26 protein-coding genes are annotated in these 21,185 nt (G+C 45.2%); 17 read left to right on the top strand and 9 right to left on the bottom strand.

The window, feature by feature from the left end; genetic code table 11:
* Positions 1 to 5: 5 nt before the first annotated feature.
* Genes OA34_RS09310 through OA34_RS09300 form a run of 3 tightly spaced genes read right to left on the bottom strand, consistent with a single transcriptional unit; the run spans position 6 to position 1,980 of the window.
* Positions 6 to 1,238 (bottom strand): FprA family A-type flavoprotein, encoded by a 1,233-nt coding sequence (locus tag OA34_RS09310; protein WP_039674671.1) that lies wholly within the window; start codon positions 1,236 to 1,238, stop codon positions 6 to 8.
* Complete coding sequence (locus tag OA34_RS09305) at positions 1,219 to 1,593, bottom strand: NifB/NifX family molybdenum-iron cluster-binding protein (protein ID WP_039674668.1); 375 nt, start codon at positions 1,591 to 1,593, stop codon at positions 1,219 to 1,221. Before OA34_RS09305 ends, OA34_RS09310 begins: the two co-directional genes overlap by 20 nt.
* A 9-nt stretch (positions 1,594 to 1,602) precedes the next feature.
* Positions 1,603 to 1,980 carry a DUF362 domain-containing protein gene (locus tag OA34_RS09300; RefSeq protein WP_039674667.1) on the bottom strand — a complete coding sequence of 126 codons (378 nt, stop codon included), beginning with the start codon at positions 1,978 to 1,980 and terminating at the stop codon, positions 1,603 to 1,605.
* A 193-nt stretch (positions 1,981 to 2,173) separates the two neighbouring features.
* Here OA34_RS09300 and OA34_RS09295 point away from each other — a divergent pair, with 193 nt between their 5' ends.
* From OA34_RS09295 to OA34_RS13740, 4 genes are read left to right on the top strand one after another with little or no spacing between them, the layout of a single operon-like run.
* Positions 2,174 to 3,520 carry a nitrogenase component 1 gene (locus tag OA34_RS09295; protein WP_039674665.1) on the top strand — a complete coding sequence of 449 codons (1,347 nt, stop codon included), beginning with the start codon at positions 2,174 to 2,176 and terminating at the stop codon, positions 3,518 to 3,520.
* Positions 3,521 to 3,529: 9 nt separating this feature from the next.
* Positions 3,530 to 4,834, top strand: a complete 1,305-nt coding sequence (gene nifN, locus OA34_RS09290; RefSeq protein ID WP_286682959.1) for a nitrogenase iron-molybdenum cofactor biosynthesis protein NifN — start codon at positions 3,530 to 3,532, stop codon at positions 4,832 to 4,834.
* 25 nt (positions 4,835 to 4,859) lie between these two features.
* Entirely contained in the window at positions 4,860 to 7,184 is a 2,325-nt protein-coding gene (locus OA34_RS09285; protein ID WP_039674662.1) for a chemotaxis protein CheW, read from the top strand.
* Between the two features lie 12 nt (positions 7,185 to 7,196).
* Positions 7,197 to 7,364 carry a hypothetical protein gene (locus OA34_RS13740; protein WP_286682958.1) on the top strand — a complete coding sequence of 56 codons (168 nt, stop codon included), beginning with the start codon at positions 7,197 to 7,199 and terminating at the stop codon, positions 7,362 to 7,364.
* Positions 7,365 to 7,398: 34 nt separating this feature from the next.
* Here OA34_RS13740 and OA34_RS09280 read toward each other — a convergent pair whose 3' ends face one another.
* Together OA34_RS09280 and tsaA are read right to left on the bottom strand one after the other, a co-directional pair.
* A complete protein-coding gene (locus tag OA34_RS09280) occupies positions 7,399 to 7,920 on the bottom strand; it encodes a ferritin-like domain-containing protein (RefSeq protein WP_039674661.1) in 522 nt (173 codons plus the stop codon).
* Between the two features lie 82 nt (positions 7,921 to 8,002).
* On the bottom strand, positions 8,003 to 8,488 hold the full coding sequence (gene tsaA, locus OA34_RS09275) for a tRNA (N6-threonylcarbamoyladenosine(37)-N6)-methyltransferase TrmO (RefSeq protein ID WP_039674659.1): 486 nt from the start codon (positions 8,486 to 8,488) through the stop codon (positions 8,003 to 8,005).
* Positions 8,489 to 8,600: 112 nt separating this feature from the next.
* Here tsaA and OA34_RS09270 point away from each other — a divergent pair, with 112 nt between their 5' ends.
* The 10 genes from OA34_RS09270 (at position 8,601) to OA34_RS09225 (ending at position 13,531) form a co-directional block, all read left to right on the top strand.
* The gene (locus OA34_RS09270) at positions 8,601 to 8,957 is read left to right on the top strand and encodes a NifB/NifX family molybdenum-iron cluster-binding protein (RefSeq protein WP_039674657.1); all 357 of its coding nucleotides are present in this window, start codon (positions 8,601 to 8,603) and stop codon (positions 8,955 to 8,957) included.
* Positions 8,958 to 8,960: 3 nt separating this feature from the next.
* Positions 8,961 to 9,401 (top strand): NifX-associated nitrogen fixation protein, encoded by a 441-nt coding sequence (locus OA34_RS09265; protein ID WP_039674655.1) that lies wholly within the window; start codon positions 8,961 to 8,963, stop codon positions 9,399 to 9,401.
* Between the two features lie 4 nt (positions 9,402 to 9,405).
* Positions 9,406 to 9,924, top strand: coding sequence for a flavodoxin (locus OA34_RS09260; RefSeq protein ID WP_039674653.1), 519 nt, complete (start codon positions 9,406 to 9,408; stop codon positions 9,922 to 9,924).
* A 10-nt stretch (positions 9,925 to 9,934) separates the two neighbouring features.
* Complete coding sequence (locus tag OA34_RS09255) at positions 9,935 to 10,270, top strand: nitrogenase-stabilizing/protective protein NifW (RefSeq protein ID WP_039674651.1); 336 nt, start codon at positions 9,935 to 9,937, stop codon at positions 10,268 to 10,270.
* Entirely contained in the window at positions 10,260 to 10,628 is a 369-nt protein-coding gene (locus OA34_RS09250; RefSeq protein WP_286682957.1) for a nitrogen fixation protein NifZ, read from the top strand. The genes OA34_RS09255 and OA34_RS09250 overlap by 11 nt, the downstream gene beginning before the upstream one ends.
* Before the next feature lie 15 nt (positions 10,629 to 10,643).
* Positions 10,644 to 10,982 (top strand): hypothetical protein, encoded by a 339-nt coding sequence (locus tag OA34_RS09245; protein ID WP_039674649.1) that lies wholly within the window; start codon positions 10,644 to 10,646, stop codon positions 10,980 to 10,982.
* A gap of 10 nt (positions 10,983 to 10,992) precedes the next feature.
* Positions 10,993 to 11,289: a 2Fe-2S iron-sulfur cluster-binding protein gene (locus OA34_RS09240; RefSeq protein WP_039674647.1), complete on the top strand. Its 297-nt coding sequence runs from the start codon at positions 10,993 to 10,995 to the stop codon at positions 11,287 to 11,289.
* A gap of 160 nt (positions 11,290 to 11,449) precedes the next feature.
* Positions 11,450 to 12,679 (top strand): RNA polymerase factor sigma-54, encoded by a 1,230-nt coding sequence (locus tag OA34_RS09235; protein ID WP_041962456.1) that lies wholly within the window; start codon positions 11,450 to 11,452, stop codon positions 12,677 to 12,679.
* A complete protein-coding gene (locus tag OA34_RS09230) occupies positions 12,676 to 13,011 on the top strand; it encodes a nitrogen fixation protein NifQ (RefSeq protein ID WP_039674645.1) in 336 nt (111 codons plus the stop codon). The genes OA34_RS09235 and OA34_RS09230 overlap by 4 nt, the downstream gene beginning before the upstream one ends.
* A 7-nt stretch (positions 13,012 to 13,018) precedes the next feature.
* The gene (locus tag OA34_RS09225) at positions 13,019 to 13,531 is read left to right on the top strand and encodes a GNAT family N-acetyltransferase (protein WP_039674643.1); all 513 of its coding nucleotides are present in this window, start codon (positions 13,019 to 13,021) and stop codon (positions 13,529 to 13,531) included.
* A gap of 35 nt (positions 13,532 to 13,566) precedes the next feature.
* On the opposite strand, the gene OA34_RS09220 is transcribed toward OA34_RS09225, so the two are convergent.
* Positions 13,567 to 13,974, bottom strand: a complete 408-nt coding sequence (locus OA34_RS09220; RefSeq protein ID WP_039674641.1) for a VOC family protein — start codon at positions 13,972 to 13,974, stop codon at positions 13,567 to 13,569.
* A gap of 128 nt (positions 13,975 to 14,102) precedes the next feature.
* Between OA34_RS09220 and blaOXA the strand changes: the two genes are divergently transcribed.
* The gene (gene blaOXA, locus OA34_RS09215; RefSeq protein ID WP_039674639.1) at positions 14,103 to 14,873 is read left to right on the top strand and encodes a class D beta-lactamase; all 771 of its coding nucleotides are present in this window, start codon (positions 14,103 to 14,105) and stop codon (positions 14,871 to 14,873) included.
* A gap of 16 nt (positions 14,874 to 14,889) precedes the next feature.
* Here the strand turns inward: blaOXA and OA34_RS09210 are convergent, their stop codons facing one another.
* The 3 genes from OA34_RS09210 to OA34_RS09200 form a co-directional block, all read right to left on the bottom strand.
* Positions 14,890 to 17,151 carry a bifunctional diguanylate cyclase/phosphodiesterase gene (locus tag OA34_RS09210; RefSeq protein ID WP_039674637.1) on the bottom strand — a complete coding sequence of 754 codons (2,262 nt, stop codon included), beginning with the start codon at positions 17,149 to 17,151 and terminating at the stop codon, positions 14,890 to 14,892.
* A 177-nt stretch (positions 17,152 to 17,328) separates the two neighbouring features.
* The gene (locus OA34_RS09205) at positions 17,329 to 18,405 is read right to left on the bottom strand and encodes an OmpA family protein (protein WP_039674635.1); all 1,077 of its coding nucleotides are present in this window, start codon (positions 18,403 to 18,405) and stop codon (positions 17,329 to 17,331) included.
* A complete protein-coding gene (locus tag OA34_RS09200; RefSeq protein ID WP_039674634.1) occupies positions 18,405 to 19,565 on the bottom strand; it encodes a MotA/TolQ/ExbB proton channel family protein in 1,161 nt (386 codons plus the stop codon). Before OA34_RS09200 ends, OA34_RS09205 begins: the two co-directional genes overlap by 1 nt.
* Positions 19,566 to 19,775: 210 nt before the next feature.
* Here OA34_RS09200 and OA34_RS09195 point away from each other — a divergent pair, with 210 nt between their 5' ends.
* Together OA34_RS09195 and OA34_RS09190 are read left to right on the top strand one after the other, a co-directional pair.
* Positions 19,776 to 20,648: a CHAD domain-containing protein gene (locus tag OA34_RS09195; protein ID WP_039674632.1), complete on the top strand. Its 873-nt coding sequence runs from the start codon at positions 19,776 to 19,778 to the stop codon at positions 20,646 to 20,648.
* A complete protein-coding gene (locus OA34_RS09190) occupies positions 20,645 to 21,148 on the top strand; it encodes a YgjP-like metallopeptidase domain-containing protein (protein ID WP_039674630.1) in 504 nt (167 codons plus the stop codon). The genes OA34_RS09195 and OA34_RS09190 overlap by 4 nt, the downstream gene beginning before the upstream one ends.
* Positions 21,149 to 21,185: the final 37 nt, after the last annotated feature.

Below are 21,185 nucleotides of genomic sequence, written 5' to 3'. Positions count from 1 at the left end.
CCTTGTTACGCCAGATCGATTTCGATCATTTTACCGTTTAAAATTTCGGCAAATTCGACGCCGTAACAAAAGCATCGTTGAAGCTCTTCTTCGGTAGGAATCAGCTTGATTTTCATCGGTTCTAGCGGAGGAACCCTGAGTTTGAGAGCTTTCAAGCGCGCAAGAATATGATCAATGGCTTCGCCGCTCCAGCCGTAAGAGCCGAACGCTCCGGCACTTTTACCTTGCTTATCCAAAAACATCAAACACGAAAGCAGATTCCAGACCGGTTTGGGCGCATCGGCGTTAATGGTCGGCGTTCCGATTAAAAATCCGTCGCTCTCTTCCAGAATCCGAATCATATTTTGCTCTTCGATAGACGCCAAATCGTAGATATTGGTTACGATGTTTTCCACGCTCTCCGCACCCTCGTAAATGGCTTGCGCCATCTCTTGCGTGTTTTTGTAGCTCGTCAAATAAAAAATCGAGAGAACTTTTTGCCCCTCTTTATGGCGTTCGAGCTTGGTGCTCCATTGACGGTATGCTTCGATATACGTGGAAGGATTTTCGCGAATGATCGGACCGTGAAGCGGCGCGATCGTTTGAATATCCAAGCGATCGTAGAGTTTAAGCGCACTTTTCACATAGCTTTGAAACGGGCGCATAATATGGTCGTAATAATATTCAAACGCATACCAAAAATCGCCCACTTTATCGTTAAAAAGGCGTCGATCGCAATAGTGCGCCCCGAAAACGTCGCCGCTAAAGAGCAGTTTGTCCTCTTCGACGTACGAACTCATCGTCTCGGGCCAATGCAAATAAGGCGTGCTCAAAAACGTTAAGGTTTTGTTTCCTAAACGCAGTTGTTTGTTGGTCCAGATCGTTTCAAAGTCGATATTTTCGCTTCCGGTAAGGGCTTTGAGCATCGTCGTGGCTTGCGGCGATATCAAGACTTTAGCATGCGGTGCGCGCGCAATGAGTTCGGGAAGTGCCCCCGAATGATCGGGCTCGATGTGATGAACGATGACGTAGCGAATCGCCGCATAATCGCATAAAGACTCGATGCGGTTAAAAAAAAGTTCCTGAAACTCTTTTTTGACGGTATCGACGATGATAACGCCTTGGCTGGTTTGAATCAAATAAGCGTTATAGCTCGAGCCGTTAGCGGTGTGCATCACGATGTCGAACGTTCGAATATCGGGATCGAGTACGCCTATGTAAAAAATATCCGGTGCGATTTCAAGAGGCAGAGGGTGCATGTAAAAACCTTTGCATCCACAAAGGAGGTTGCGTGTTTTTGAGCCGTAAAAGTGTGTTTAAAACATCCTCGATGGGTTCGTTCTCTTTTTCGCTTTTTAAAACAAAAATACCCGAGCCCTTGACCAAGAGCGAAGCACGCGGTCCGATATGGGAAGCACAGAGGATATTCGCATCTTCCAAACAGGCAATTTTATAGGCAAGTTTATCGCCTTCTTCGCTGTGTTCGTTCGGCGAAGGAAGCGTTTTTAAAAAGCTAAAAGAGTCGTTATGAAGTTCGTACATGTAAAAGCATTTGCACCATCCGAAATGGTCGTTGACATGGAGATTGTCCGTTGATGCAAATGCTATTTTCATCGTATTTCCTTACGCGTTAACGGGAACGTGCGCTTGGCGATCAGCGATAGAGATAGCTTCGCGATACGGTTTAGGGGAAACTTCGGGAAACATGATGCCGTTTTTCTTATGCTCGCGGATATTGTACAAACCGCTTTCGTGACCCGATACGTAGTACGCGTTAAATTCTGCCGTATAAGGCATATCCCAAACGATAGCTCCTTCTGTCGGACAGGCGTCTGCACATTTTGGCATCGTACCGTCGGCACATTCGATGCATTTTTCGGGCTTAACGTACGTTGTTTCGCCGTTGATAGGCGAATCGGATGCACTTACGATCGCGGTTGCGGGGCACTCGTCGATACAACTGTCGCAATTGATGCAAAGTTCGGTAATTTTGACTGCCATGATAGATCCTTTACATGTAAAATAGTGTCTCTCAAAAAACCTTTGTAAAAATCAACCCTGAGGCAAATAAGGGCATATTTGCATCAGGGTCGCGTTGAGTAAGGGTTTTTAAAGGTACACGCTTTCTACATTGCATAAGGTGTTCCTTTGGAGATAAAAAAGTCAAAGGAACACCTCTTGCAAATTAAGCTATATGGTAAATACGAAACTGATCAAGGATTTGTTAAACGAGAGTGCTTGTTCTCATAACAAAACCAAAAAAAGTAGCTGTGATAAACCCAAACCCGGAGCGACAAGCGGAGGGTGTGCGTTTGAAGGAGCGCAAATATCCCTCTTTCCTTATGCCGACGCCGTGCACCTCGTACACGGTCCGGACACCTGTCTTGGTGCTTCGTGGGAAACACGAGCAACGCTTACAAGCTATCAAGGCGAGAACAATACGCCTTTGGGATATTGCACGAACGTGACGACGCAAGACATCATTTTCGGCGGCGACAAGAAGCTAGCTTCGGCTTTGGCGTACATCGTAGAGCATAAAAAGCCTAAGGCGATTTTTGTCTACGAAACATGCGTTACGGCGATGATCGGGGACAACATCGACTATACATGTAAGGTTGCACAAGAGCAGTTCGGTCTTCCGATCGTTGCGGTGCATGCTCCCGGATTCGTCGGCAGTAAAAACCTTGGCTCAAGACTTGCCGGCGAAGCGGTTTTGGACGCACTCATCGGCACGAAAGAGCCTGAGACGATTCATCCTTACGGTATTAATTTGATCGGCGATTACAACGTGACGGGAGATATGTGGCAATACCGTCCGATTTTAGAGCGTATCGGCATTCACGTCGTTTCGACGCTTTCGGGTGACGGACGTATCGAGGCGATCCAACAAGCGCATACCGCCAAGCTCAACGTGATCGTCTGTGCGAAGTCGTTAGTGACCTTGTGCCGCAAGATGCAAGAGCGTTACGGTATTCCTTACGTGAGTGTTTCGTTTTACGGTAAGCGCGATACCTCCAACGCCATTCGCTCCATCGTCAACGCGTTTGGAGATGCGGATTTGTCGGCACGCGCCGAGCGGATTATCGCCGAAGAAGAGGCAAAGCTCGAGGAGCGTTTAGCTCCGTATCGATTGTTGCTTAAAGGGAAAAAAGCGATTTTAAATACCGGCGGCAACAAGTCGTGGTCGATCGCTTCGGCACTTCAAGACATCGGCATCGACGTGGTTGCGACGTCGATTCAAAAGGCGACCGAAGAAGACATCGCCATTGCCAAAGAGTACGTGCCGATCGTGTTTAAAAGTCCCGCAACCGAACAACCGCGTCTCATCGACGAACATAAGGTCGATATTTTATTAGCGGGCGGGCGTAGCCTTTATACGGCGATTAAGAAGCGCATCGCCTTTGTCGACGTCAATCAAGAGAAAAAAATGAGTTACGGAGCGTACGGCGGACTTGAAAATCTAGCACTCGACGTTTGTGCGGCGTTACGCAATCCCGTTTTTAAACTCGTCGGAACACAAGCACCGTGGGAAGCGGCTTAGGAGGATCATATGAGTACGGCATTTTCGTTGAAAGAGGCAAAAACAAACACGCTTAAACCCTTACATGTCAATCCGCTGAAGCTTTCGCAACCGATGGGTGCGACCTTGGCGTTTTTAGGGATCAAAAACTGTATGCCTTTAATGCACGGAGCGCAAGGGTGCGCTTCGTTTACGAAAGTGCTTTTTACGCGTCACTTTAACGACCCGATCGCGATTCAAACAACCGCGGTCAACGATATTAGCGCGGTGATCGACGGCGGGGAAAGGGGCATCTCCGAAGCGATCGAGAACATTACGAAAAAAACGACGCCCGATTTGGTCGGTCTTTTTACGACGGGAATGACCGAAACCAAAGGGGATGACATCAAAGGCGCAACGCTGCTTTTGAAGGAAAAGCAAAAAATCGTTTACGTACATACGCCCGATTTTGAAGGCGGATTGGAGAGCGGTTGGAGCTTAAGCGTTCAAAATATCATAACGCAACTCGTCGCACCTGCGAGCAAGGTAAAACAAGAGAAAGCCTTACTCGTCCCCAACGTCAATATGAGTCCGATCGAAGTCGAAAAACTCAAAGAAGCGATGGAAGAATTGGGATTTGACGTGTTTGCACTGCCTGATCTAAGCGATTCGCTTGATGGACATTTGGGCGTAAAACAAGGCTCTTTAAGCGGCGGCGGAATTTTAGTACACGACATCGAAGCACTCGGTGATTGCGGGCTTGTTGTCACGATAGGGCGTTCGGTTCGAAAATGCGGCGAGCTTTTTTTGGAGAAAAACGCGCAAACGAAACATGTGCATTTTGACACCTTAACGGGCTTGGAAGCCAGCGATCGCTTCTACGCCGAAATGTTGGCGTATCTTGGCATTCAAAGCGTTCCTAACCGTGTCAAGCGTTGGCGAGCGCGTTTGCAAGACGTTCTTTTGGATACCCATTTTGTTTTAGGCAAAAGCAAAGTGATCATCGCCGACGAACCCGATAGCGCATACGCTATCGCCAAAGCGTTGTTAGAAGTCGGCACTTCCGTTAAAGCCTTTATTGCGCAACGAAGCGAGATTCAAGAAGAGTTTACATGTGAAGTTTGCATCGGCGATTTTGAAGAGGTCGAAACGTCTTTGCCGCTTTCTGACATGTTGATTTCCAACTTCCACGGCGAACGTCTGGCCCATCGCTACCATAAAGCTTTGTTGATTCGAGGATTTCCCAACTATGAGCAAGTCGGCGTCGGGCTTCGCAACACTATTTTGTATGAGGGTAGTTGTACGTTTTTGTGCGAAGTCAACAATCTGTTAGTACATCATCAAGCGTCACAATAATTTACTTTACACAAGGGGTTTGAGTATGGTTCAAGAAGGAGACACGTCGCGTTACAATGCCTTTATCCCCGAGGTGGTTGCTTATCAAAAAGCACTCGATCAACTTTCCGAACGATGGAATTTACTCTCTTTACTAGGGCAAATGAGTAACATCGGTATGGATATTTCCGAAACACGACAAGCCTTTAGTTTACTTTCCGAACAACTTTTAGGACGACTGTGCGAAGAAACCGTTAAAAAACTTTCGACCGAAATGTGTTCCAAAGCGCAAGTCGCCATCGATATTTTGATACGCAATTTGTTCGAACGAACCGCAGACGTCGGTTTTTTGGCGACGGACGTTAGCTTATGCGATTTTGCGATGATGGACGCGCCCGCACAACGCGATGCGCTGGCTTCTATACAAGCACGGTTTGCCGAGTACATCGAAAAATACAGCGTTTACGACGACGTGCTCTTGTTTGATTTGGACGGTACGCTCATCGCTTCGACGCACGGCGAAAAATTAGGTAAGAAAATCGATCGGCGTTTTATCGATACGGCGTTGAACACGTCCAAAGAGTACGTTGAAAATTTCGGTATCTATCCCATCGTCAACGACAAAGAGAGTTTGATCTACTCCTACCGCGTCTGCGACGATCAGGGCAAACCTTTGGCGGTGCTGGGATTGGTGTTTAAATTTCAAGACGAAATGCACGTGATTATCTCTCCTTTGATCGATCATGAAACGTGGACGGATATTTTGCTCTTAGACGCTAAAAATCGCACGATTTACAGTAGTAACCCGTTTCATTACCCTTTGTGTACGCCGCACAAAACCGTTTTGAATCGAGTCGATACGGTACCCTTTTTAGCCCAAGAGTACGTTGTATGTACGAAGCAGACCAAAGGGTATCAGGGGTTTTTCGGTTTGGGATGGCAATCCCACGCGCTCATACCGCTTTTGTTTGCATTTTCCAAAAAACAAGCGCATTTGCCTTTTAGCGATGAACAGACAAAAATCATTAAAAACTCGTCGCTTTTTTCCGAAGAGTTCACGAATATCCCTTCCAAAGCCGAAGCGATTCAGCGCAAACTCGATATGACGATTTGGAACGGAAACGTGCAAATCGCCAATCAAAAAAGCGGCGATAATTCGTTTTCAAAATCGCTTCTCAACGAGATCTCGCGTACGGGCGCACAAACGAAAAAGACTTTTGAGGAGTCAATCGGCAATTTGAATTGGACGGTGGTGGCTTCGTATATTAACGATGCGGCGTTTCGTGCGACGTTGGCGATTGATATTATGGATCGCAACCTTTACGAGCGTGCCAACGATTGCCGTTGGTGGGCGCTCAGTCCCGTGTTTATTAAAGCCTTTAGCGCTAAGTATAAAGATTTTAGTACGATTAAAAAAGAGTTCGGACGCGAGATGAGCGATGTTCTTAGCACGATCAACGCACTTTACACCGTTTATGCGCACCTGCTTGTATACGATGCGCAAGGATGTGTTTTGGCGGTCAGTCAAGAAAAATACGCGCATTTCGTCGGGAAACGTATCGGTGCGCCTTATATCGCTCAAACCTTGGCGTTAAAAAGTTCTAAAGAGTATGTCGTCAGTGCCTTCGAACCCAGCGAACTGTACGAAGGCAAATACACGTATATCTATAATGCTCCAATCTTTATCGAAGGGCACAAAGAGGCATTGGGAGGCATTGCGATCGTTTTTGACGCTCAAGCGCAATTTGAGGCGATGTTGCATGACGTGATTGGCGAAGACGAACGCTCTTTCGCACTGTTTATCGAAGCTAAAACCCAAACGATCATCGCATCGACGTCGCCTAAAATGAACGTAGGCGAGCGTTGCCGTTTTTGCGACACGAACGAAAAAATCGTTTTAATCGACGATGATTATTACATTATCGGGAAATCGGCTTCGAAGGGGTATCGCGAGTATAAAGTCAGCGACGGATACGTCAACGACGTTTTTGCGGTCGTGTGTATTCGGATTGCACATAAAAACGCTTTGTCGCAAGAGGCAAAAAAAGTCCACGCAAAACATTATGCGTATCCTAAAGTCACGGCAAGCGAAAAAAGCGTCGATCTTTCGACGTTTTGGCTATACGGGAATTTGTACGCGATACAAAGCGAGCAGATCTACGCCGCGTTAGAAGGGCAAGATGTCACAAAAGTGATCGGTTCGGACGAAATCTACGTCGGTATGATTACGTGGAATAACAAAACGATCCCCGTTGCTTCGTTGGCGAAGTATTTTCAACACGAACGCAGTTACGATAAAGAAAAAAATTATATTATCGTTTTGAAAGGAAACGACGATCATCCTTTCGGATTGGTCATCGATGCGGTGTAAGACAGTCCCGAAGTGCCCATTCGTTGCATCGACGAGACGAACCAAGCGATGCTCGGGCAACATACCCTCACTAAAGCCATCGTCAAATCAGATGCCGGACAGGAAAAAGCGGAGATGCTTTCGATTTTAGACCCGCTGAAAATCGAGCGGTATTTACTGCTGGAAAAACAAGGAAGGTAGCATAGAAGCCGTGAGCTTCTATGCCAAAAAAGACTCAGGCAGGTTCTGCCGTCGTTGCGGCGGCGGCCGCCATCGTCGCTTTTTTCTTACTGCGTTCCATGGATTGAAGGACGAGGTATTGCTCGCCGAATTTGAGCATATTATCCATCTCGTCGTCGTACTCGGCGTAATGTCCTTCTTCGTCTAAGACCAGTTCTTCAAAGAGCTTTTTGGTCACGCTGTCGGCGTTATTGCCGCACTCGATCGCAAATTGGTTGTACATCGTTACCGCATCGTCTTCGCCTTGACGTGCAAATTCAAGCATTGCTTTGACGTCGGTAATTTGTTGAACCTCTTGGGCGGCTTTCATTTCGATGGTTCCTTTTAAGAAAAGCACGCGATCGGCTAAGCGTTCGATATGAAGCATTTCGGCAATCGCGATACGTTTAAAAAGGGTTGAAAGTAAGTCGTATCCTTGATCGTCACAATGAAAATGAAAAAACATGTACTGATGAACCGTGGCAAGCTCGTCGGCAATAGCGCGATTGAGCAACTCGATACTTTTATCTCGTTTCATACGTTCTCCTTAGAGGTTGGTGGGTTATATCTTACCATAAACTTGGCTAGAAACGCCTAAGAAGAACGCTGGGTTTGACATGTCAATAATCGTGCGGTACTCCTTTGATGTGCAACATAAAATGTTCCCTGTTGTCGACGTCGTCTAGCCATCCGTAATTGGCGTCGCTTTTATCGTCTAGCTCTTTAATATAGGGTTTGATGTCCAAAAGCGGCGTACCGTCAAAGACGTCGAGTCCCGATACGATGATTTTACGATCGATGACGTTAATCAGCTTTACGATACTAAGCCCGATAGGATTGGGGCGATTGGGCGTACGCGTGGCAAAAAGACCCAACTCTTTGTTTTTAAGCCAAGGCGGCGTAAAGCGCATTTTCGGTTTTTCGTGAAGCCGATCGATATAAAACAGAAGATAGATATATTTAAAACGCAACAACTCCTTAAGCCCGTCCGTATAGGCTTCGCAAAGATCGATATAAAATTCTCCGACGTCGTTTGAAACCGGTTGGTAAGGGGCATTGTTACGGTAGGGCGTGTGGATAACGCCGATCGGCTCAAAGCTTATCATAGAAAAACTCCTCATATTATTTTTGTTTAGTTTATCTTATCGGAACTAAATTTGTCTACGGAACACTTTTTGAAAATACATCCGTAAGTTTAAGGATAGGAGGAACACACCGATGGTTAAAGTAGCGTTTTTTACGAACGATTTGAAAAACATTGATGCACATTTCGGTTCAGGCGAGCAGTTTGCCGTTTACGACGTCGATGCAAACGGTTATAGTCTACACGGCGTTATTCCGACCGGTGAAGAGCGCACCGAGGGCAGAGTCGAGATGCTCGTTAACGAACATGTCGATATTATGTACTGTGTCGAGATCGGACCTGCGGCAGCGGCAAAAGTCGTCAACGGAAAGATTTTCCCTATCAAATATAAAACTGTCGTCAACATCGAAGACGAATTGGAAAAGCTCACCTCTATGATGGCGACCAATCCTCCTCCGTTTATCAAAAAAATTTTAGAAGCAAGGGCATAGGTTATGAACGAGCTTGAAAAATTGTTTATCGAAACGCTGATTTCACAAACCAGAGCACTCGATCAGTTCGGTACGTGGGCAAAAAAAAGCGATGAAGAGCTTTTGTGCGAAAAATACGTCAAAAGCAAAGAAGAGCTTAAAAATGTTCCCATCATTGCCGACATCGATGAGATGCAGATTCAAGATATTCGTCTCATTTTTCAAGCGATCGCTTTGGCGTTTGAGCTCAAAACGGGTGTCATGTGTTCGGTCGTGATGGAGATGAGTCACGAGGGTTTCGGTCGGGCGGTCGTCTTGGCGGATAAAATCGTCGTGACGAATAAATTTTTTAAAGATGCGCACCGTTATAGTTTTCGCACGTATGAAGACGTGGTCAAAGAAGGCGGTAAGATGCTTAAAAGCGCAATCGAAATTTACGAACAATACACTTTAAAAGTAGGATAAAACGATGGCAAATATCGGTATTTTTTACGCGAGTGCGGGCGGCAATACGACACAAATCGCCGAGGCGTTGAAAGAAGCGTTTGAGGTCGAAGACGATGCATGCGTTTTAATGGAAGACGACTTCGATAGCGTTGAGCAGTTCGAGGAATTCGATGTCCTTTTCTTCGGAAGTTCGACATGGGGACAAGGCGACGTTCACTTTAGCTGGGTCGACGCTCTTTTTGAAATTACTTCCGAAAATATCGACTTTAAAGGCAAAACGATGGCGTTTTTCGGTGCGGGCGATAGTAAGACGCACGGAGAACATTTTTGCAGCGCTTTGGGCAAGTTTTATCAGATTTTTTCCAAAGCGGGTGCAAAGGTTATCGGTTTTGTCGATGCTGGCGATTACGATTACGAGGCGAGTTTGGCGTGCGTGGGAGATAAATTTTGCGGTTTGGCTATTGACAATATCAATGAAGAGGACAAATCCGAAGAGCGTATCGAAACGTGGATAGCGCAACTTAAAAAAGAATTGGCGTAAAGGATACGACATGAGAACGCTGGAGCAATTTTATCAATTAAGAGCGGCAGAAGACTACTTTGATTTTTTTGCTATCGAGTATGACGAGCACATCGTTCACGTTAAGCGTTTTCACATTATGAAAGAGTACGGCACGTTGATTAAAAAGGGTTTTGAGTTTTACAAAGGCGATGAAAAATACTTGATGGATTTTTTGAAGTTTGCTTTGATGCGCGTTTATATGGACTATAAACACGGGCATTCCCCGAGTGCCGCGGAAGTGTGGGGTATGGCGGAAGACGGACATGCCAAAGGGTGTGCTTCGTGTACGACGTCTTCGCAAAAAGGAGGCAGTTGTGATTGTTGATCCAAGCGTCGTGTTACACGATACGGTTACCGCAAAGTTGTCGGGCAAAGACGAAGCCAAAGCAAAGTTTTTTCTCGGACAGAAAGTGAAATTGCTTGAAGACGTGAAAAATGACGGAACTTATCCGTACCTTCAAATCGGCGAAGTGATGATTCAAAAAGGCTCGATCGGTTATATCCGATCCGTCGGGGATTTTTTACAAGTCATACGCGTTTACGAAGTTCATTTTTTAGACGCCGAAGCGGTTGTCGAAGTGATCGGATGTAGGGAACACGAATTAGAGGCGATGGAGCCGTATCGCGATCTCGAAGCCGAAGAACATGCGTGGATGAGTGAGCATTATAAAAACAAATCTTAGTAAGGAGGAAGTGTTATGGCCAAAGTGATTTTTATGCATTTTGATGCGGAAAAAGACGGTATTTACGATGCCAAAATCGGCGAACCCGTCGTTCGTTTAGCGAAAGAAAAAGGGATTCCTATTACGTTTGATCCCAAAGATCATTCGACGTGTCTGATTAGCGTTGAGCATATCAGCGATGAGGAACCGACGAGTTATATGGAAGACGAAGAGCTCGACGAACTCGTCAAATTAGGTGCGATTAGCCAAGATGACGCCGATATTTGCCAACAATTTACCGTAAGCCCGAAAATTCGCATCGCTTCGATGATGATGATTAAGGGTGATGTTTTGATTAAACCATTTAAAAAGTAAAGGATCAACCATGACAACAAGAGTAGAAATCGTCAACGACTTTTTAGCCGTCAACGTTAAACCGGGTGCTACCATTCAAGACGTCGTAGAAGCAAGCGGAAGCGCATTGCCCTTTGGCTGTCGTGACGGTCAATGCGGAACGTGTGCCGTGGAGATCGTTCAAGGTATGGAGTTTTTATCGCCTAAAACCGACAAAGAGATCAAGGTTTTAAAAGAGATACTTGCAAGTACATGTACACCCAATACGCGCCTTTCATGCCAGATGAAAATCGAAAAGCCAAACGGCGTCGTTCGTATCAAATACTAATCCTTCTTTTCAAGAGTCGCTACGCATCCAAACATCCCGCGTAGCCTCTTTTTCCCCCGTGTCGAATCTCTGTTACATTTTTGTAAAATCTCTTTTAAAATGCATAAAAATTAATCAAGAAAAAAACGAAAATAGCTCATAAATAGGGCATACTTTTTGCATGAGAAGTATCAATCTAGAATTTAAACAAAAGCAGAGTCTCAACCTCTCGCTCAAACTTTGGCTCCCGTTGTTACAGCTACCTCTTCAAGAGTTAAGCACGCATCTCGAAACGCTTTCGTACGAAAATCCGTTTTTAGAGGTCAAACGCCCGTATGAGCATACGATGGGTGCTAGCAGTCACGGCATGGTAGAAGAGTTGGTGTTGAGCCATGAGTCTTTGCATGAAAAGATACTCGAACAAATTGTTCCGCCGCTTTTTCCCACACCCGTTTCGCAAAAAGTCGCCCACGAGATACTGTGCGACATCAATGAAGAGGGTTATTTTGACGGCGATATCGAACAAATCGCGATCACCTGTAACGTGTATAGCGACTATGTCGAGCGGATACGACAACGTTTTTCCAAAATCGAGCCTTATGGAGTCGGCGCTTTGGATGCGCATGAATCGTTCGTGTTTCAACTCGACGCAATGAGCGACGAGGTCGATGACGAGCTGTATCATTTGGTTTTAAAGATGATCGAACAGATGCACAAAGTCGATAAGTTTTCCAAACATCACCGTTTTGAAGAGGCAAGGGCGGTTTTAAAGAAATTTTCCAACCCTCCGGCATTGGAGTATCAAGCCACACCCAAGCAAATTATTCCCGATTTTTACGTGGAAGTGGATGAAGATATACGGCTTCGTATTAATAACGAATATTACCCCGACATCGTGATTCAAGAGCCTTTTTCGAGCAAAAACGACTCGATCAAGGACAAACTTAAAGAGGCACGCGACATCGTCAATCTTCTGGAACTACGCAAAAGTACGTTGTACAAAATCGTGCTTTTAATCGTCGAGAAGCAGCTCTCTTTTTTTGTCGGAGGCGAGCTTAGGCCGCTCAATATGAGTCATTTAGCCGATGAGCTCTCTTTCGCCGAATCGACGATTTCACGGGCAATTTCGAACAAATACGTCGAATCGAAACAGGGCATTTTCCCGCTAAAGTCGTTCTTTACCAACGCGGTAGCGACCAAAGAGCTCTCTTCTTCCGAGATCAAAAATTTTATTAACCAACAAATCGAATACGAAAACAAAGAAGAGCCTTTAACCGACGACGATTTACTCGAACGGATTGAAAAACGCTTCAACATCAAAATGGTCCGACGTACGATTACGAAATACCGAAAGCTGATGAACGTCGCATCGTCTAAAGAACGCAAAAAAATTTACAAGGTACAAGCATGAACCCCTATACGAAAGAAGAACGCTTAAAGATAGAAGCGACGGTCACGATCTTCTTGCAAGGTTACGCCAAAAATCGTTACTCCAAATACGTCATCGCCCCGCACGTTGCGGCAATGTCGATGCGCGAACGCCACTTGTACGAAGACATGGGTTTTAAAAACCGTGTGCAGATGGGCAAATACATGAAATGCCACTTTCCCAAACTCTTCGAGCTCAAACCCGCCGATAAACTCTGGAAAAAATTTATCTACGATTCGCTCGATCTTGTCGCCCCCGCATGCTTTACATGTAAAGATCAAACCAACTGCTTCGCCTGTCGATTGGTGGGGTAAAAATACCATGATTCGCTTCGCTTCAGAAAATGATTTGGAAGCGATCTTAGCGATTTACAACGATGCTATTTTAAATACCACTGCTGTTTACACGTACCACGCCAAGACCTTAGAAGAACGCCAACTTTGGTTTCGCAAAAAATGCGAAGAGGGTTATCCTCTGTGGGTCTACGAACACGAGGGAAACGTTGTCGGGTATGCCACCTATGGCTCGTTTAGAAGCAGTCCTGCTTACAAGTACACTATTGAACATTCCGTGTACGTTCACAAAGAGTTTCGCAAACACGGTTTTGGAAAAGCTTTACTTGAAACCATCATCGAAGATGCCAATGCCAAAGGATACGCTACCCTCGTAGCAGGCATTGATGCTGCCAATACCAAAAGTATTCATCTGCACGAAAAACTAGGCTTTCACTCCGCTGGCATTATCCACAAAGCAGGCTATAAATTTAGTCAATGGCTCGACTTAGCCTTTTACGAACTTCAACTAAATGGTCCCCAAAATCCTACAGAAGGGTGATTTTAGGCTTTACATGTAAAAAATGGGGCAATTAGTTAATTTCCACCTATCTTAAAAAAAGGATTATAAGCGATTTCCCACAAATGACCGTCAGGGTCTTTGAAGTAGCCGCTATAACCGCCCCAAAATACTTTTTGAGGTTGTTTGGTAGGTGTGGCTCCTGCTTGAATGGCTTCTTTAAACAGTGCATCCACTTCGGCTTCACTGCTTAGTACATGTGAAAGGGTAAAGCCATGAAAATGGCTTTCATCAAAGGCGATATTGGCATCTTCTGCCAACGCTTTTTTTTCGTACAGTGCTAGCCATGTTCCATTTAAAGTAAAAAAAGCGATATTCTCATCGTAGGGTTCCATTCGTGGAAAACCAAGTCCCGTTTGATAAAAGGCAATGGAAGCGTTCAAATCGCTTACTCCAAGGCTGATCATACTGATAAAAGGTTTCATGGACACTCCTTACATGTAAACATAAAAATATAATGGTACATAGTAGCATAGCAAGCGAAAATTACATGTAAAAGAAAAAGGAATTCACCGTTTCTTTTTGGTTATAATTTAGCAAAAAAGGAGTCATCATGAGATGGTTATTGCCTCTCCTTTTTTGGTCACTATCGCTTTTGGCAAATGATGACGCAACCCTTGCCAAACTCTTTGACGATTTTGGCGTCAAAGGTACGATGGTTATCGAATCACTTGATGGTAAAGAGTCGTTTGTTTATAATGAAGCGCGTGCTAAAATGCCGCTCTTGCCCGCATCTACGTTTAAAATTCCTAATACGCTTATCGCCCTAGAAGAAGGTGTCGTGAATGAAAAGAGCCTGATTGTTTGGGATAAAGTAAAACGAAGCATTCCCGCATGGAACCAAGACCAAACCTTAGAGAGTGCGTTTAAAACGTCGTGTGTTTGGTGTTACCAAAAGTTCGCGCGTCACATCGGCTTGGAAAAGTACGATAGTTACCTTAAAAAACTGCACTACGGCAACGAAAAAACGGGCAATGACGTCGAGCGTTTTTGGCTGGATGGCAAGCTTCGCATCAGCGCTTACGAGCAGAGTGCATTTTTGAAAAAACTTTACACAAACGATTTACCGTTTGCGCAAAAACATCTTGATTTTCTGAAAAAAATTATGATAGACGAGCAAGGAGCTAACTACACGGTTCGTGCGAAAACAGGCTGGGCGGTTCCCAAAGATGCCGAGCATCACGGTTGGTACGTGGGCTATGTGGAAAGTTCTAAAGGCGTTTACTTTTTTGCGACGAATTTACTCACTCCCTCAAGCGACGAATTGCCTTTACGCAAAAGTATTACCTTGGACGCATTGCGATACAAGAAGCTTTTGGAGTGATAAACGGCTTTACATGTCAATGTCTTTTTTGCTCTTCTACAAACGTTTGGAGTGCGTCGTAAGTCAACGGTTTAGCGTAAAAATAGCCTTGAAAACGATCGCACCCCAAATGTAGAAGCTTCTCTTCTTGCGCCTTGGTCTCTACACCTTCGGCTAAAATCGCCAATTCTAAATTTTTACCGATCGTGATGATATTTTGAACCATCTTTTCCGCGGTAACGTCCTCGATGAGGGTATCGATAAAACTCTTATCGATTTTGAGTTCATCGACAGGCAATTTACGCAAAATATTGAGCGACGAATAACCCGTACCGAAGTCGTCCATCGAGATGTACAGCCCCATTTCGCGTATTTTTTTTAGAAGCGGCAAAAGATAGTCGATGTCCTCGATAAACAGACTTTCCGTAATTTCAAGGCATATCGCAAGGTTGTCGAGCTTAGTTTTTTGGATTTCGCGCGTGAGCTTTTCAAGAAAGTTCACTTCCATAAATTGCTTAATCGAGATATTAATGGAGACTTGAAACCTTATGTCTAACGTCTCTTGAAAACGTTGCATCTCTTCGAGCGTTTTTTTCAAGATATAATCTCCCAATTTGGGCATCAAACCCGATGCTTCGGCGACCGGAATAAATTGATCGGGCGGAACGAGCCCCAATTCGGCATTTTGCCATCGCGCTAACGCCTCGACGCCGTACATAACGCCGTTTCTATCCATCTGCGGTTGATACGCGACGTAAAGCTCCCCTTTTTCCAATGCTTGGCGGAGCATATGTTCCATCATCACGCGATTGAGGTATCCTTCTTGCATCGAAGCGGCAAAAAGACGAACGCTATTTTTGTATTTTTTCGCCTCGTACATCGCAATGTCGGCGGCACGCAAAAGCATATCCACGCTTTGGGCGTGTTCAGGATACTTGGCGATACCGATGCTTGCACCTACCACAAAATTAAACTGTTTGATACGGTAAGGTTTGGAAATCTCTTGCATAATTTTTTCGGCTTGGGCTAAGAGTTCGTGATCGTCCGTTACGTAGCTTAAGAGAAGAAACTCGTCGCCGCCTTGTCGAATGGCGATGCTTTCGGGCGTCTTAACCTCTAAAAGCCGCCTTGAAAATTCGATGAGCAAGAGATCGCCGAAATGATGTCCGAAACTGTCGTTCACGTTTTTAAAATGGTCTAAATCAAGGTACAAAAGGCTAAAAGGCGGAGCGTTTTCGCCCATCCAATCGTGGATGTATTGTTGAAAGTAAGCGCGATTGGGCAGATGCGTAAGCGAATCGTGCGTGGCTTGGAACATTAAATCGGCACGGCGTTTGTTCTCCGCGTTCGAAATGATTTTAAAGAGAATAAACAAAACAACATGTACGCCGACAAAAAGAAGGATGTAGATGAAAAAATGGTTCATAAATTCGCGCGTAATTTGCGTTTCGTCAATATCGGAGAGAATCCATAATGCATAGCGGGGTTCGTACTTGAGCGCAAACTGGATATTCTCTCCCGTCACGTCGCGCGCATTTGCGGTGTAAATACGGCCGCTTGCTTTAATGTCGTCTTTGGAAACGGCGTATCGTTGCACGATTGCGTCCATCAATGCATTAAAAAACGTTTGGGGAAGAGGGTTTTCGTAAATTTCTTTAGAGATTTCGCGGCTTGCGGATTGAAATTGAACAAAATGATCGCGCTCTCGAATGAGCGTGACTTTATTGTAATCTCCAAGCGAAAGGTTCTCGGTGTAAATTTTAAACGCTCCTTCTATGCCGAGTCCGGCGGTCATAACGCCCATGATTTTACCCGAATCGTCCACAACGCTTTTGCGAATCGGAATGCCCCAGCGTCCGCTTGCCGCGATATAATAGGTTCTGCCTAAGATCATCGATTCTTGCGTGAGGGTATACTCGAACGACTCTTTCGTGAGAGGGTTTTGACGAAGATTGGGGAGTTTGGCTTTGTCAAATTTGGTATTGACGTAACGGTAATTGCCCTCGACATCGACAAAACCGAAGGCTACGACGGAGGGATTGAGCAAGAGCAATTCGTCTAAAATACGAGGATCTTTGTCTCTGAGAACTTGTTTGCCTAAAACATCGAGTATCATCTCTTGCGATAGAAGCAAAGAGTGCGTCGCGTTGCCGACGAGTTTTACGAGATTGATCTGATCTTCGGCGTAGTGTTCGCGAACGTTATCCCATTTGGCGTACGATACGACGCCTAAAAAGCCGATACCGCAAAGAAGAAGAATATAAAAAATCGTCCAAATGTTTTTTTGAATCAAGGCCATATTTTCTCCTTTATTCCTTAGCGATTATCTTAACATAAAAATGATCGACGGAAGTGACATTGTGAAAATGAAGCGGTAAATGCACGTAAAAAAGAGAGAATAGCTACAAAATCGATACCGCAAAGAAAAGAGTTCTTGTAGAACTCTTGAGAAAAAGAGGATTTCCTTCTTTGCGCTTTATTCGTTTTTGCGTTGTAAAAACGTTTCGATCTCTTGAATGGCTTGTTTGTTGGAGAGGCTAAATTTGATTTCGATGCGACGCGACGCGTCTTTGTCTTCGATGCCGTTTTTAAAGATACGGTCGCTGTAAGAGCGTCCGATGGCACTGACGTAACGTTGTAAAAGCGCGTTTTTACTTTCGTCCCACGAATAGATCAACGCCATAACCGCATAGGCTCTTTTTTGGGAAAGATCCAGATTGTGCATATAGGTACCGTCTGAGTCGGTATGCCCTTCGATCATAATGTGGTCGATGTTTTCACGTATGGACGCGTCGTTTAAAAGAACGTCCAAATAGGGTTGCAAGGTCTCTTTTAAGCGTGCTTTGGCTTCGGGTTTGATCTCGTAAGAGCCCACGTCGAAAAGAACGCCCGAGGGAAGTCGAATCGCTCCGCTATTGGGATCGATATCGATCTTCTTGCCCAATTTGTTTTTCAACTCCTGTACTACTTTGATGCGAAGTCCCGTCAGGTTTTTAATGCGCGCTTTGGTCAGATTCAAATCATCAACCAGTTGCTGATGCGCCGCGGTGCTTTCCAAGAGTTTTGCGCTCAAAAGAGCGAGTTCTCCCTCTTTGAGCTTCAACGTTTGCGTCGTCGTGCCCAGTTCCATTTGGCTGGCGACCAATTCGCCTTTGATTTCGTCGCGTGCCAGTTCGGTTTCCAAAAGAAGCTTTTTAAGGTTTTCGATCTCTTGGTCGCTTAATTGCAATTTCGCGTTGGATGCGTTCAAATCGGACTCTTTTTGCATCAACAACTCTTGGGCGATTTGCAATGAAGCACTGGTCGCGTTCATATCGGTTTTGAGGCGTAAAAAGTCTTGTTTTTGGCGTAAAAGCTCCTCTTGACTTTGACGTAAGACGCGCGTTTGCGCCTCAAGATCGTTTTTAATGCCCTTCAAATCCGTCTGAACGTAGACGTATTTGACGACGATCGCGCCGATGAGCAAAATAAAGACGAACAAAAGCCCTGCCATCAAGTCGGCGTAAGAGACCCAAAAGTTTTGATCCGAGCTTTTTGAAGGACGGTAGCGCATTATTTTAACGCATCCATTTTTTGAATGATCTCTTCGGTTTCGGCGTCGATCATTTTGAGGCTCTCTTTGAGCGATTCGACTTCCGCGTTAGGCTCGTTGGGATTGCGCGCCGCGGCGGATTCTTTGAGTACGCGTAAAAGCTCTTGATTGGTGGCGATCATCTCTTCGTGGTTCTCTGTCATTTTGACATGTAACGCCGTCGTATTTTCGTTAAAGCCCTCGATTTTGGCAAGCATTTGTTCGTGCAGTTCGATCAACCCTTTTTGCTTTTCTTGGGAACGCGCTAACGTGTCCATACCCTCTTTGATATGCTCGGAGACGCGTTTGACCGCACTGGCTTCCATGGTGAGCATTTCGTCGAAGAGTTCAAATTTTGATTCGATATTTTTACCCAAGCGCTCGAAAAAGTCGTTTGAGCTGAGACGTTCGAACATCAAGCCGATTTTTTCAAAATGTTGGAGGTTTTCTTTGAGGTAGGCTTGTTCGATCTCTTCTTTGGTCCAAAAAAGCGATGCGGTCGCTTCACGAATAATCTCAACGTCTCGATCGAAACGGCTGAGTCCTCGTTTTTCGAAGAAAATCCACCAAAGTGAGAGCAAAATACCGTAAATCGAGACGTAAAACGCCGTGCCCACGCCGCTTAGCAAAACGGAAATCTCTTGCTCCAAAGCACCCGCCGTTTGAGACGAAAAATCGGGAAGCGTCAACGCGATGGAGATAAACGTACCCAAAATTCCCATCGTCGGGAAAACGCCCGCGGCGATTGAAGCATAATTGTCGTTTCGAATGCGTTTAGCGTAAGCGTCCATAAACGTCTCGAACGTTGCGTTTGACTTTTCGGTTTCGCCGATACGCATAAGGTTTTTCGTCACGTACGCGTTGAGTTCGCTTTTGAGCTCGTTGCCGTAGCGGCGAAACGTGCATGCGCCGTACTCTCCGTTATGTTTGGCAAACACAAGCGACACGAAAAAGATCAGTCCGATCAAAACGATGCTGTGTATGCCGACATGGAAGTGAAGAACGTCCAAATACCCGAGAATAAAATAAAGATACGCCGCACTCGGTAGGGCGATTAAGCTTAAATACGTTCCGATGCCCGATGTCGGTTTGCGCTCTAGCGCACTTAAGTCTTGAAGCATTTCATCCATTCGTTCATTCATCATAGAGCCTTTGTGACAATTCAAACGTTCTTGCAGTATGACAAGAACATGCATTAAAGATGTCCTATTATAGCCTTATTTGTTATACGGAAAGTAAATATACGGGCTTTTTAATGCCGTTTTTACGATTAAAATACTACAATCTTTTTCGATACGGTGAGTGCTTTTTCTTTCTCTTGATACTTATACAATGTTTTCTAAAGGCGACAAATGAGCTCTTTAAACGATCACGGTACGCTTGAAATTTCAACGCTTCTCCAACAAAATCTCATGCACGCGCAAAGCGAGATAGCCTTACATGTCAAACGCTTTATACAAACCGACGAGCCGGAGAGTTTGCATCGTTATCGCATACACCTTCGTTTTAGCCGCTCTTTATGCCAAGAGTTCGGTTCGTTTTTGGAAAAAAAACGCCGCAAAGTCCTCATACAAACCCTTAAATTTTTGCAAAAAGAGACCAATGCCATGCGGGATTTGGATGTCTTTTTAGCGTGCATCGAGACGTATAAAAACCGCGTCGAAGCCGTTTCGCTTGCTGAACTCGAAGCGGTTGAAAACATTTTGCGCCAAGAACGACAAGACGCATACGATCGTTTTTGCGAACGCTACGAGCGCGAATCTGAGATGCTTTCATCGCTACAACGTTGCGTAGAAGATGCAAGCTTGTATCTCACTCCAACGCAAAAACATGCTTCACACCGTCTCGAAGCAATCGTTCGCGCCCGCGTGAAAAAGATCGCTAAGCTTTCGCAACACCTCGTGGCGGATGCTTCCAACGAACGTTTACATCAACTACGCCTACACTACAAAACCTTACGCTATACCTGCGACGCTCTTGGCTGGAAAGATTTTGCCAAGAGTTTGAAGCCGATGCAAACCGCCTTGGGAAACGTACAGGATAAACATGTGCAAATCAAACGTATCAAACGCTATAACGCGTTGCATCAAACCGAACTTCGAGAACTTTCGGCACTGCTGAAAGCGGATTTGCGTGAAGATAAACGTACATGTATCGCTACATGTAAAGCCGAAAATCTCAAAAAACGTTTTCGTCGCTTTCAACGATGCGATGAGGCACGATGAATCCTTTAAACTACGTAGAACACTATCCTCATAGCCTGCAACAACAAGTACAACGCCTCATCGACGAGGAAAAACTCGGTTTATACCTGCTAAAAAAGTACCCCACCACGCACGCGATCAGCGGCGATAAAGCCTTGTATGCCTACGTCATAGCGTTACGTTCGGAATTTCTTCGTAAAAGCGAACCGATCAGCCGCGTCTCGTACGACGGAAAGATCAGTGACATTAACGACGCACTTGGGCTGCATCGCACCACCATCAAAAACCACGGCGGACGCCTTCGAAGCAAAAGCGAAATCCGTATCGCAACGCTTTTCAAAACCGCACCGGAGCCTTTTTTAAAGATGATCTGCGTGCATGAATTAGCACACTTAAAAGAAAAAGTTCACAACAAAGCCTTTTATGCCCTGTGCGAAAAAATGGAGCCAAGTTACCATCAACTTGAGTTTGACGTCAGGCTTTACCTCACGCATTTAGATCAGTTTGGGAAGTTGTACTAGCCATTGTAGCAAATTTGTGCTACAATGGTGCTACAAA

This window comes from Sulfurospirillum sp. MES (genome assembly GCF_000789415.1).
GTDB lineage: Bacteria > Campylobacterota > Campylobacteria > Campylobacterales > Sulfurospirillaceae > Sulfurospirillum > Sulfurospirillum cavolei.
Note: the sequence above shows the minus strand (reverse complement) of the source record. Positions and strands in the feature narration are given on the sequence as shown.